Origin of the sequence: Flavobacterium hercynium, from assembly GCF_002217285.1 — a bacterium.
GTDB classification, from domain to species: Bacteria; Bacteroidota; Bacteroidia; order Flavobacteriales; family Flavobacteriaceae; genus Flavobacterium; species Flavobacterium hercynium.
In genome coordinates this window covers 1-12,040 of record NZ_MUGW01000085.1, presented here as the reverse complement: position 1 = coordinate 12,040, position 12,040 = coordinate 1, and the positions used below count along the sequence as shown (strand labels likewise).

11 protein-coding genes are annotated in these 12,040 nt (G+C 33.5%); 7 read left to right on the top strand and 4 right to left on the bottom strand.

From position 1 onward, the window contains the following. Positions 1–17: 17 nt before the first annotated feature. On the bottom strand, positions 18–2,048 hold the full coding sequence (locus tag B0A66_RS22435) for a S41 family peptidase (protein WP_089052072.1): 2,031 nt from the start codon (positions 2,046–2,048) through the stop codon (positions 18–20). 216 nt (positions 2,049–2,264) lie between these two features. Beyond that, positions 2,265–3,347, bottom strand: coding sequence for a glycine cleavage system aminomethyltransferase GcvT (gcvT, locus tag B0A66_RS22430; protein ID WP_089052071.1), 1,083 nt, complete (start codon positions 3,345–3,347; stop codon positions 2,265–2,267). 434 nt (positions 3,348–3,781) lie between these two features. On the opposite strand from gcvT, the gene B0A66_RS22425 reads away from it, so the two are divergent. The 3 genes from B0A66_RS22425 (at position 3,782) to B0A66_RS22415 (ending at position 6,142) form a co-directional block, all read left to right on the top strand. Next, on the top strand, positions 3,782–4,624 hold the full coding sequence (locus B0A66_RS22425) for an NAD(P)H-hydrate dehydratase (RefSeq protein WP_089052070.1): 843 nt from the start codon (positions 3,782–3,784) through the stop codon (positions 4,622–4,624). A 362-nt stretch (positions 4,625–4,986) separates the two neighbouring features. Then, positions 4,987–5,769: a HipA family kinase gene (locus B0A66_RS22420; RefSeq protein ID WP_089052069.1), complete on the top strand. Its 783-nt coding sequence runs from the start codon at positions 4,987–4,989 to the stop codon at positions 5,767–5,769. Continuing rightward, positions 5,759–6,142 (top strand): DUF3037 domain-containing protein, encoded by a 384-nt coding sequence (locus B0A66_RS22415; protein WP_089052068.1) that lies wholly within the window; start codon positions 5,759–5,761, stop codon positions 6,140–6,142. The genes B0A66_RS22420 and B0A66_RS22415 overlap by 11 nt, the downstream gene beginning before the upstream one ends. 300 nt (positions 6,143–6,442) lie before the next feature. On the opposite strand, the gene B0A66_RS22410 is transcribed toward B0A66_RS22415, so the two are convergent. Further along, positions 6,443–7,549 (bottom strand): pectate lyase family protein, encoded by a 1,107-nt coding sequence (locus tag B0A66_RS22410; RefSeq protein ID WP_089052067.1) that lies wholly within the window; start codon positions 7,547–7,549, stop codon positions 6,443–6,445. 231 nt (positions 7,550–7,780) lie between these two features. Between B0A66_RS22410 and B0A66_RS22405 the strand changes: the two genes are divergently transcribed. After that, on the top strand, positions 7,781–8,350 hold the full coding sequence (locus tag B0A66_RS22405) for a Crp/Fnr family transcriptional regulator (protein WP_089052066.1): 570 nt from the start codon (positions 7,781–7,783) through the stop codon (positions 8,348–8,350). Between the two features lie 108 nt (positions 8,351–8,458). Here B0A66_RS22405 and B0A66_RS22400 read toward each other — a convergent pair whose 3' ends face one another. Next, positions 8,459–8,965, bottom strand: a complete 507-nt coding sequence (locus B0A66_RS22400; protein ID WP_089052065.1) for a GNAT family N-acetyltransferase — start codon at positions 8,963–8,965, stop codon at positions 8,459–8,461. A gap of 341 nt (positions 8,966–9,306) precedes the next feature. Here B0A66_RS22400 and B0A66_RS22395 point away from each other — a divergent pair, with 341 nt between their 5' ends. From B0A66_RS22395 to B0A66_RS22385, 3 genes are all read left to right on the top strand, one after another. Beyond that, a complete protein-coding gene (locus B0A66_RS22395) occupies positions 9,307–10,230 on the top strand; it encodes a hypothetical protein (protein ID WP_089052064.1) in 924 nt (307 codons plus the stop codon). 98 nt (positions 10,231–10,328) lie between these two features. Continuing rightward, entirely contained in the window at positions 10,329–11,246 is a 918-nt protein-coding gene (locus tag B0A66_RS22390; protein ID WP_089052063.1) for a hypothetical protein, read from the top strand. Positions 11,247–11,444: 198 nt separating this feature from the next. After that, positions 11,445–11,837, top strand: coding sequence for a helix-turn-helix domain-containing protein (locus B0A66_RS22385; protein ID WP_089052062.1), 393 nt, complete (start codon positions 11,445–11,447; stop codon positions 11,835–11,837). The last annotated feature ends 203 nt before the right edge of the window (positions 11,838–12,040 follow it).

Sequence of the window (12,040 nt, the reverse complement as noted above, 5' to 3'; positions counted from 1 at the left end):
GTCTAACAATCTAACATCTATCGAGAAGCATTAAAATCCGTAATAATATTAACCGCTTCGTTCAGGTAAGGATTTGTTTTTAAGTTATTGATCTGATATTGGTTTATAGTTTTCTCAGAAGGATACACACCCAGTAAAAATTGATTAACCGTTGAGTTGTAAACATCTAATGGATTACTGTGATCGTTAAATGTGTTTATTTCAGACCATAGCGTGTTTAAAGTCTTTTTTTGTTGAAAAACCGCATCCAAAGTCATTGGAATTTCTGCTTTAGGTGTATTCACCATCTGATCAATTTTAGTGTTTATTTTTTTGATGTCATTAAAATAAGCATTATCGGCCAGACGAACCGTGCTGCTTTTCGCTATTTTATCGATTACAGCTCTTTTTACGTAGGTTTTGTACTTTAAATTAGATTCTATACTGTCGTTTTTAATTGCAGTCGGAAAATCACTTTCTTTTTGATACACGCCTTCATAAAATTCAGGTAATACAACATCAGGTTTAACACCTCCGTTTTGGTGGCTTTTACCTGTAACTCTGTAAAACTTATTAATCGTGATTTTCAAGAAATCAGTATTTTTCTCCTCATCAAGAGAAACTATAGTTTGCATCGTCGCTTTACCAAGTGTATTACTTCCTAAAAGTAAGGCACGGTTATAATCTTGAAGAATTGATGAGAAAAATTCACTTGCAGAAGCCGTATTGCTATTAATTAAAATCACAATTGGACCACGGTAAATTAAACCTTTATAAGGATCATTAATAACCGATTTTTGATGCTTGTTGTCTACCACAATAGAAATAGGACCATAATCTACAAACATCCCGGCTAGTTTTATAGCCTCTTCCATAGATCCTCCACCATTATCAATAAGGTCAATAACCAGACCTTTGATGTTATCTCTCTCCAATTTAATTACTTCCCTTGCCACATCATCAGCACAGCCTTTTGGACTGCTTCCGTCTAAATCAGCATAAAAACTAGGAATTTTTATATATCCAATCTTATTTTCTTTTCCTATAATAAAGCTGAAGACAGAATTCTCCTCGTCCTTCATAATTTGCTTTTCGATATACACATCAAAGCTTTTACCGGCATTTCGTTTTAGTGTAAGCAAAATACTTTTATTCGACTCAGATAAAATCATAGTAGAAATAGACTCTAAAGAAGCGCAGGATACTTGAAGTGTTTCTTTATTATTGGACACTGCCACAATTTGGTCTCCCTTTCTAATAAGCCCCGTTTTAAAAGCAGGACCATTCGGGTCTATTTCATCAATAATAATTTCATTTTTAGAATTTAAGTTCACCGTCATTCCCAATGACAAATGCTCTTTGGATAATGAAGCAACAAAACTAGATTTGGAATCATTGCTAAAATAAGCCGTATGCGGATCAAAATAGGTACAAAAGAAATTATAGAGTTTTTCCTCCTGCGTATTTTTGGCTTCCAGAAGCGTATTTATTCTGCAAATCTCATTCGAAAGAATCAAATTTTTAGAAGCCGCTTCAATTGATTTAAAGTTCGTTTTCAGCGAATCCAGATTGTCGCTTGATTCAGCAATATCGTCGAGGATTTGATAACGGAGTTTTTTTGTCCACACTTTTTCGATGTTCTCTTTTTTAAGGTAAAATGCAAAAGCTTTTTTATAAAAGCGAATCGTATCTTTCTTGGTGTAATCTATTGGTGCAGCTTGTATTTTTTCTAAAACAGCTTTGGTTCGAGTAAGTCCATTTCTGTATTTTGACACAATATCAGGCAAAAAACTACAATCATTTTTCAGTATCAAATTGTCTATTTGCAGACGGTATTTTTTAGATAATTCGTCATACTCGCTTTTCAATAAAATATTGCGGGAAGGATCCAGATCGTTGATGAGATTGTCAAAAACAAAAACAGATAAACTATCATTTACAGGCTTTGGTAAAATGTGTTCACTTTGTATAAGTGTATTAATTTTATTCAAAATTTCGCAAGACTCATTGCTACTTTGACTAAATAGTACGTTCGTTGTTAGGAGTATAGAGAATAATAGTTTTTTCATAAATCAAAATCTTCATTTCCATTAAAATTACGCTTAATTTTTCATTAAGAGTTATATTTTTTCTAAAATATCTTACAAGAAGAACAGTTTTTTTTGTAAGATAAAAGACAGGGTGCTTCAATGAAAATTATTATAAAACGAGATTCTTCAAAATCTATCCAAAAAAAAATGCATTACAATTACTGTAATGCATTTTAGTTATATATGACTTAAAAATTATTTCTTGTAAAAAGGTAATTTTACCACTTTCGCAGGAACATCATTTTTTCTGATTCTAATAAAAATGTCGCTATCAACAGCACTGTTGTCTACAGTAACATATCCTAAACCAATACCTTTATTCATAGAAGGAGACATTGTACCCGAAGTTACAATTCCAATCACTGCACCAGAAGCATCAACGATTTCATAATCATGTCTTGGTACCGCGCGTTCCTGCATTTCAAAAGCAACTAATTTTTTAGTAACACCTTCTTCTTTTTGTTTTTTAAAGTTTTCAGAATTAGTAAATTCTTTACTGAATTTCGTAATCCATCCTAATCCTGCTTCAAGAGGAGAAGTAGTATCATTAATATCGTTTCCGTATAAGCAGAATCCCATTTCTAAACGTAAAGTATCGCGAGCTGCAAGACCAATTGGTTTGATTCCGAAAGCTGCACCAGCTTCAAAAACTTTATTCCAGATCGCTTCTGCATCACTGTTTTTGCAGTAAATTTCAAAACCACCAGAACCAGTATAACCAGTTGCAGAGATAATTACATCATTGAAACCAGCAAAATCAGCTACCTCAAAATGATAGTAAGCAATCGCTGATAAATTTATAGAAGACAAAGACTGCATCGCTTCAACCGCTTTTGGTCCCTGAATAGCCAACAAAGAGTAATCATCAGAAAGATTTTTCATTTCAACACCTAAATCATTGTGAGATGAAATCCAATTCCAGTCTTTTTCAATATTAGAAGCATTTACAACCAGTAAATATTCTTCTTCTTTCATTTTATATACAATCAAATCATCTACAATTCCGCCTTCATTGTTTGGCAGGCAAGAATATTGCGCTCTTCCAATAGTCAGATTCGAAGCATCATTCGAAGTTACTTTCTGGATCAAAGCAAGTGCATTTGGACCACTAAGCCAAAATTCTCCCATGTGCGAAACGTCAAAAACACCCACACTGTTACGAACTGTTTCGTGTTCTGCATTTACTCCCTCATAAGTAATTGGCATATTATATCCTGCAAACGGAAGCATTTTAGCTCCTAAATTTTCATGTATGTGCGTAAGCGCAGTATTTTTCATTGTGTTGTTTTATAAAATTGTGTCGCAAATTTATTTAAAAAATATATAAAAAGTACCGTTAAAATTATAAATTTCGCAAGGATCAGGAGCAATTCCAGCTTTTCGTTACAAGTCCTCCTAAAAAAGCAAAGTTTCTAATGTCCTAAAAAGAGCTTCCGTTGGTCGCTTTTTTAAAACAAGAAACTTTTGCTTTTTTACTCCGGGCTTTTCACTGCAATCTGGGCTAGGACATTCCTGTTAAAAAGAAATACATTCATCATCATTTTTTATTTAACTTTAATTATCTAATTTATGTATAAGCTAAAGACATCAAGCAATTATAAAATCTGTTTTTATCTGCGTTTTTACGAAGTAAATCTGTTTAATCAGCGTTATAAATAACATCAGCAAGAATTCAGAAGACAATTAAAACTAAAAATAAATAAACAAGTCAAATGAAAGCAATTGTCTTAATTACCAAAGCAGAAGTGCAGAAGTTTTACAAACCCGTAAATCCTCATACACACAAAGGACTTCAGGGACATGCAGTAATTATTGCAGGCAGTTATGGCAAAATAGGAGCAGCAGTTTTAGCATCAAGATCCTGTATAAAATCGGGTTGCGGATTAGTAACAGTTTTTAGCCCAAAATGCGGTTATCAAATTCTGCAAATTTCCATTCCGGAAGTAATGGTAATAACCGATGAAAACGTCAATTTCATGACTAATATTCACCTGCCATTTACACCACAAGCAATCGGAATTGGTCCCGGAATAGGACAGGAGCTGGGCACTCAAAAAGCCTTATTCGAATTTTTAAGAACCAATAAAGCTCCTTTGGTAATTGATGCCGATGCATTGAATATTCTGGCTCAAAATATTACATGGCTGGAATTGCTTCCTGAGCAAAGTATCCTGACACCACACCCAAAAGAATTAGAACGATTGATAGGGAAGTGGAATAACGACTCAGAGAAATTTCAAAAAACGATTGCTTTTTCTGAAAAGTATAATGTTATCATTGTTATGAAAGGTGCTCCAACCTACATTATAGATAAAAAAGACATTTACGAAAATACCACAGGAAATGCGGCTTTAGCAACCGCAGGAAGCGGAGATACGCTCACAGGCATCATAACCAGTTTTCTGGCTCAGGGCTACGAACCCATTCAGTCAGCACAACTAGGCGTCTTCCTACACGGACTAACCGCTGATCTCGCAGTACCACAAACCGGATATCAATCTTTTATAGCATCTGATATTATTGATTATCTGGGAAAAGCGTTTCTTAAGCTGTAATAGGCTGTAGGCTTTAAGCTATAGGCAGTAGGCTTAGTCAGCGGGCGGTAAGCTTTTTGTCTTAAGTTTTAATAGGCTGTAGGCTGTAGGCTGTAGGCTTTAAGCTGTAGGCAGTAGGCTTAGTCAGCGTGCGGTAAGCTTTTAGCGAGCTATAGGCTTTAAGCTTTAGGCTGTAAGCTTTTTTTGTCTTAAGCTGTAAGCAATAAGCTTTAGGCAGTAGGCATCTATAAGGAATAAGTAGCACGCTCAAGCTTATTGCCTACAGCATACAGCTTAAAGCCGACAAAAGCTTAAAGCTCAAAAAAAGCCTAAAGCCTACAGCTTATTGCCTACAGCGAATAAATTATTAACTTTGTCTTCTTATGAAAAACAATTTCGATCTTAGAACGGTACAAGTTACGCGTTATATAACACCTTTGCGAGAAGGTGGTTCTTTGCCGGCTTTGGCAGAAGCCGATGATGATTTTAAATATGTCTTGAAATTTAGAGGAGCGGGTCATGGCGTAAAAGCTCTGATTGCCGAACTAGTTGGCGGACAAATTGCCAAAGCGTTAAAACTACAGCTTCCGGAATTGGTTTTTGCTACACTCGACGAAGCTTTTGGAAGAACAGAAGCCGACGAAGAAATTCAGGATTTACTACAAGGCAGTCAGGGATTAAACCTGGCACTTCATTTTTTATCGGGAGCCATAACTTTTGATCCTGTTGTAACAACAGTAGACGCTAAACTTGCCTCTCAGATCGTTTGGTTAGACGCCTATATCACCAATGTTGACCGTACGTTTAGAAATACCAACATGTTGATCTGGCATAAAGAATTATGGCTAATTGATCATGGAGCATGTCTGTATTTTCACCATTCCTGGAATAATTGGGAACAACACGCCAAAAGTCCGTTTGCTTTAATAAAAGATCATGTGTTACTACCACAAGCATCACTTTTAAAAGAAGTAGATGCAGAATTTAAAGCCCTGCTAACTCCCGAAATTTTGGAGGAAATTGTAAACACGATTCCGTTGGAATGGTTAGAATGGGAAGATACAGAGGAAACACCCGAAGCTTTGCGAAACGTGTACTTACAGTTTTTGCAAACACGATTAAACAATTCAGAAATCTTTGTAAACCAGGCGCAAAATGCAAGATAGTCACTTATATGAGTATGCGGTAATTCGCGTGGTACCAAGAGTAGAAAGAGAAGAATTCCTGAATATTGGAATCATTTTGTTTTGCAAAAAAGCGAAGTTTATAAAAGTATTGCACCATATTAACGATGTTAAAATCGAAGCTTTGTCTAACGATTTTGACTTGGAGCAACTGCATTGCAATGTTACAGCATTAGAGAAAATTGCCAACGGAGCCAAAGATGGTGGCCCAATTGGTGAAATGGATATTCCGTCTCGTTTTCGTTGGCTGACTGCAATTCGAAGTTCAGCAATACAAACCTCAAGACCACATCCGGGAACTTGTCAGGACTTAGAAAAAACGATTCAACGCTTGTTTGAAGAATTGGTTTTGTAACGTAAATAGCAGAAGAATTTTCGAGTTCAAATTAAGTTTAGCACTCTTTTATCTTGTTAAAAAACAGCTTTTTTTAGACTCTTAGAAGCGTTTTGTAGCGTTTTTTTAAAAGAGATGTTAAACAAAACATGCCTAAAAACAGAATAACCACATAAGAAATACAGGATTGTGAAGTAGTACTTCTCCAATTGACCTATAAATCTTATGTGGTTAGACAAAACTAAACTAACTCACAATTTTTAATACCATAATTTCAAGTAGGTTTTTTGATATTATGGTGCTAAAATTGTTTTATATTATTTAGAAAGATCCACAAATGTTTCCTGTAAATGTAGCTCCTGCATTAGCACTTACATCTGCTTTCACAGCTGCAGCATCAAGAGTAACAATAGAATAAGGAGGAGTAAAAGCAGTTTTGTTTCCAGCTTTAGTTCCTGTAACGTTTGTGAAAATGTTGTTTGATTCAGTAACAGCTGTGTAACCAGACATTAAATCAATAGGATTTTTTACACCTTCGAAAACATTTTTTTCAATACGGATATCAGCTTCAACACCTGCAGCGATACATTTGTTACTTACTGTACTATTGAAATAGTTGTTGATTAAATGCACTTTTCCGAAACGTACTCTTGGCATTCTTTCTTTACATCCAGGAGCCCACCAGCAACGAGCGAAAGTAATTCTTAATTTTCCACGATCTGCAGTAGCACCATCGCTAGAACCAATTAAGTTTGAATATCTGTGGTCATCAGAACCTCCAGAACCTCCAGCTTTAGGAGCTTTTAGGTAACCAAATTTAGTGTAAGATACTGTAATGTAATCAGATTTGTTTTTGATGTCAAAGTTTCCGTCAACACCATCTCTGAATTCACAGTGGTCAACCCATACATTTTGACAATCATCTAAAATTGCATTGTCCCAACCGTCAGTATCATAAGCACCAGGTCCTTCGAAAATTAAGTTTCTGATGATTAAGTTTTTACATCTTTTGATGTTGATAATACCAGAAGCATCTTTAGTTTGATTAGTAGAAACTAATTTAGCACCTTTAGTACCGTAAATAGTTTTACCAGTTTGATCTTGCAAAGATAATCTTGTTGTAACCGTAATAGTACCAGTTACTTTGATCACTTTTACAGAGCTGCTTTCGATAGCAGATTTTAATTGAGCATAAGTAGTAACAGTTGTTTCAGCTGAAGATCCTCCACCTGTTGTACCACCATTTTGAGATGCCCATCCCGGAACCTGCGCGCAGTTTCCAACTTTTGCTGTTAAACTGCCTGATGTAGGTGTAGCAGTTTCAGTTGTAGCTTCAGCATTTGTTGAAGCAATTTCGTCAGTATTACATCCTGTAAAACCGATCATCAGGGCTACTAAAAGCGCTGAAATTGTTGATTTGAATTTCATAATAAAAATTTGGGGGGTTTATAAAATATTTAACAGTGCAAATCTGTCGATAATAATTTTTAAAAAAGTTGAACAAGTTCAATGTTTTTTAAAAATTGCATAAAAAAGAACAACTTTTAACACTTGTTTAGTGACAAAAGTATTTTTAAGAGGTATTTTTACGTAATCGATTACATCATTTTTAATTAATTCAAATACTTACGCCCCCAAGTGAGAATAAAACTAAAAAACATGTACCAGGCCCTAAGATTAAACATTGAACGAAAAATTAACCTAACAGACGAAGAATGGAAATGTATTGAAGAAAAAGCAACATTTATTAAGCTCAGGAAAAACGAATTTTTACAAATTCAGGATTCCAACAGTTCTTATGAAGGATTTATTTTAAAAGGCGCTTTCAAAACTTATGTTATTAATGACAGCGGAACCGAAAGTGTGCTATTTTTTTCATTTGAAAATGAATGGATGTGCGATCTCGAAAGTTTTTACCACCAGAAGCCAACAACCTACAACATAAAGGCAATGGAGGAAAGCGAGATTTTAGTGATCACAAAGGCTAATAAAGCACAACTCTTTGAGGAAGTGCCAAAGCTAATTCAGTTTCACATTATGATGGTAGAAAAAGCAAACATTGCTATTCAGCAAAGACTTTTAGATGTACTTAACAAGCCTTCTAAACAGCGTTATTTGGAATTTATAGCACGATATCCAAATAAATTTAAAATGATAAACAATAAAAACCTGTCTTCCTATCTGGGAGTTTCGCATGAGTTTTTATCGAAGATCAAGAAAAAGTGCTGAGTATCTTTAGAGAATTTTAAATTTTTTAAAAGAATAAAGTCGCAAGACACAGAGCATAAAAACTTTGTGGCTTAGTGGCTTTTTTTATATTTTAAACAGATTAGATAATTAAATCCGTTTTTCTAAATACATAAATTCTAAAGGTTCTTCTGAAATAGTAATATGAATGTCACTTTGCGGAAAAGCTTCTCTTTTGCCAGTATCTTTATAACCATGACGTATGTACCACGCAAGAAGTTCTTCACGCACAGAAATTACAGTCATAATGATGCGATGTAATCCTAGTGATTTGGCATAATTTTCAGCTTCTGCCAGCATCTTTTTTCCAATTCCGCCATTTTGCAATTCAGGCGAAACGGTTAACATTCCTAAATACAATTCCTCTTTTTTCTCAACCAGTAAAACCGATCCAATGATTTGATTGTTTTGTGTATATTTAAGAATAGTGTTGTTAGGTTCTAATATGATTTGAGTCATTTCCTCTTCATTGGTTCTTTTTCCTTCTAAGAGATGCGCTTCTGTAGTCCAGCCTTTTTTGGATGTTTCTCCTCGGTAAGCAGCATTTATAAGAGTGGTTAATGCAGGAATATCTTCAACCGTTGCTTTGGTAATCATGTTTGTATTTTGTGTTTTAATAATTAAATTTTAATAACCATTATAGGTCTGACGTAAATTTACAATTTTAAGCAGATTAATTATTTTTTTATTTTTTGAAAGCAAAAATTCTGTCAGTTTTTAACAAGGTAAAGCAATCTTTTACGGCATTTCTGTTAGCTTTTTTATGAGGTAATTCTTCTATTAAAACCGTATAGCTCAGCAGTTAAGGGTGTTAATTAAATATCGCATTAATACTATTAAAATTAGGATCGCCTTTTTGTATATTTGCGCCGAATTGTAAGGAAATTTAATAATAAAATAACCTTGAGTTTCAATTTAATTTAATAAAACCTACCAAGATGATTAACAAAATTTGCACGCTTTTACTTGCTGCTTTCTTATTTACTTCATGTTCAAGCGATGATGCTCCGGCTGAAGATCCAATTGCAACTCCTGAAGTTCCTGTAACGCCAACAGAACCAGTTGTTATAACAGATCCGGTTACTCCGGTAATAACACCAAACCCTTCTTTAATATTGCCAAAAAGCTACAGATACGATCTTATGCACAATGGTTCAGCCGTATTAGTCAACGGAGCTACGTACAAAATTAATGGCGACAAATTAGTAGAATGTGGTGATGGCGTAGCTTATCTGCAAAAATATACCTACACAGGAGATCTTATTACGAAAATCGAAATGTGGGCTAATACTACATTAGCTCATATTTATGAATTTACTTATGAAAATAACAAACCAAAATCTTACACTTTAGAATATGTAATGTTTGCAGAATTTGCTTATAAAATACAATACACATACACGCATAATAATGACGGGACAGTTTCTTACGAGAGAAAATTATTATCTGGAAAATACCAAAATGGTGATGAAGACGGTAAGGGAACTTTAACAATCGTAAATGGTAATATTACCAGAGATGACTTCGTTGAAACTTTAACAAATGCACAGCATTCTAAAAAAGAATCACTTGTATATGAATACGATACTAAAAATACTTTTTGTAAAAATATCAAAGGATTGAATTTGCTTTATTTCTTGCAAAATACTCCTTTGGTTGGTAATCAATGTTCTGCTAATAATATGATTTCAAAATCAGGATTAGAAGAAATTTATAACCTTAATGGTAGTATTAGAACTCCTTCGAGAGTGATCTATAAAACACTTTTTTCTTACGAGTACAATGCAGATAATTATCCTACCAAAGTAACCGATGTAACAGGAGATAATACAACTGTTGGTCCAACTACTTTTGCATACTAATATAGTCAGCATTTTATAATTGCTTATTATTTGACAAAAACGCCCTGAAATTTTTAGGGCGTTTATTTTATTTTTATTAACTATTAAACTAAACATCTATGAAGTTTAAAAAACTACTATTTCTTTTACCTGCCCTAAGTGTAATCATTACATCATGCTCTTCTGATGATCAAACTCCAGGATCAGTTGTAGAGCCACCAGTAGTGGTCGCTCCTGTTCCTCAAAAATTATTTTCTTTTACACCAGCTTATAATTTAAATATAGGAATATCTAGGTATATTGAATCTTATGAATATGATGATAAAAATAGGATTGTTAAGATAAATGAAGGAGGACCTGTTTTTGGAGTTACTTACATAAGTGAAGATTTAATAGAAATTAATCAATTATCAGACGTTGCTACAGGTTTTAAAATAAATTCTAAAAGATTAATTTACCTAAAAGATGGACGTATAGAACTAATGGTTCATAATGAAAATTATTTAAGTGATATTACCAATCAAACTAAGTATGTTAGTGCAGACTCAACACTTTTTACATATAAAAATAATTATCTTTCTAAAGTCGAAATGTATAGAAAAACTGATTATAATCCTACTTATGAATTATCTACTAAGGTTGAGTTTGAAGAACATAATGGAAATATTATTAAAGCGCATCTTGTATCTATGTTTGAACCAATGAGTTATACTGTTAATTATACTTATGATACAGAACCATATGTAAACGGTATTGACCATATATACCAAACGCCTTTACAATTTTCTTATTATATGCTTCGTGGTGTACTGTATGATAAAATTGGAAAGAAAAGCACTAACAACATTGTTAAAATTGATTGTGATTATCATTTTCAACCAGTTAATCATGGAATATCTTTAAAGACAATGACTATAAAAAGGAATTTGGACAGCGAAAAAAGACTGAAAGAACTTTTATTTTCAGGAACAAGTTTTGATAATGAAAATAATTTATTAGAATTTAAAGACGCAACGGCTACTTTTACTTATAAATAAGATTTAGAAAAAATAATTTAAAAAAAGAAAACCACAAATTGCACTATTGTTTCATAGTGTAATTTGTGGTTTTTTAAATTTATAAGTAAAAATGATTATCCTAAAAAAAACTTTAATTTCTCGTAAATTTTAATTTTTGTGTTTACTTTTTCTTTATTAAATCTATTTTTGTTTTAGAATTTTAAATATCTTTGAGTTATGAGTACAGTAACAAAACCAAAACATATCGGCAGAAATATAAGCCGTATCAGAGAGCTTAAAGGTATGAAACAGGAAGCACTGGCATATACTTTAGGAGTAAGTCAACAGACCATTTCTATGATAGAAAATAGCGAGACGGTTGACGAAAAAAAACTAATCGAAATCGCAAAAATTCTTGAAGTTTCTGTTGAAACCATTAAAAACTTTTCAGAAGAAGCGGTTTTAAATATTATTGGTAATACTTATCACGATAATGGTATTGTAAATGCCGGACTTAATTATAATTGCAATTTTAATCCTTTAGATAAAGTTCTTGAACTTTACGAACGTTTGGTGCAAGCCGAAAAGGACAAGGTTACGTATTTAGAGAAATTATTGAACGGGAAATAAACGTTTTTGAAGATATATATTAAATTGATAAGAGACCTTTGATGAGGTCTCTTTTTTTGTTCTATTGCTAGCGCGAGCGTCTTATGCTGTGCGAAGTCTCCGACTTCGTACCCGCTTCAATATTCCGTTCCAATGTCTTTAATTTGCTTTATGGTTAATTGGAACGGGTACGAAGTCGGAGACTTCGCCTTTACTTTGGATTT

What these genes read in the sequence shown, in the direction of transcription:
- B0A66_RS22395 (WP_089052064.1), top strand. Translation starts at nt 9,307, where the DNA reads ATGATTAACAAAATTTGCACGCTTTTACTTGCTGCTTTCTTATTTACT.
- B0A66_RS22435 (WP_089052072.1), bottom strand. Translation starts at nt 2,048, where the DNA reads ATGAAAAAACTATTATTCTCTATACTCCTAACAACGAACGTACTATTT.
- B0A66_RS22390 (WP_089052063.1), top strand. Translation starts at nt 10,329, where the DNA reads ATGAAGTTTAAAAAACTACTATTTCTTTTACCTGCCCTAAGTGTAATC.
- B0A66_RS22410 (WP_089052067.1), bottom strand. Translation starts at nt 7,549, where the DNA reads ATGAAATTCAAATCAACAATTTCAGCGCTTTTAGTAGCCCTGATGATC.
- B0A66_RS22405 (WP_089052066.1), top strand. Translation starts at nt 7,781, where the DNA reads ATGTACCAGGCCCTAAGATTAAACATTGAACGAAAAATTAACCTAACA.
- B0A66_RS22425 (WP_089052070.1), top strand. Translation starts at nt 3,782, where the DNA reads ATGAAAGCAATTGTCTTAATTACCAAAGCAGAAGTGCAGAAGTTTTAC.
- gcvT (WP_089052071.1), bottom strand. Translation starts at nt 3,347, where the DNA reads ATGAAAAATACTGCGCTTACGCACATACATGAAAATTTAGGAGCTAAA.
- B0A66_RS22400 (WP_089052065.1), bottom strand. Translation starts at nt 8,965, where the DNA reads ATGATTACCAAAGCAACGGTTGAAGATATTCCTGCATTAACCACTCTT.
- B0A66_RS22385 (WP_089052062.1), top strand. Translation starts at nt 11,445, where the DNA reads ATGAGTACAGTAACAAAACCAAAACATATCGGCAGAAATATAAGCCGT.
- B0A66_RS22420 (WP_089052069.1), top strand. Translation starts at nt 4,987, where the DNA reads ATGAAAAACAATTTCGATCTTAGAACGGTACAAGTTACGCGTTATATA.
- B0A66_RS22415 (WP_089052068.1), top strand. Translation starts at nt 5,759, where the DNA reads ATGCAAGATAGTCACTTATATGAGTATGCGGTAATTCGCGTGGTACCA.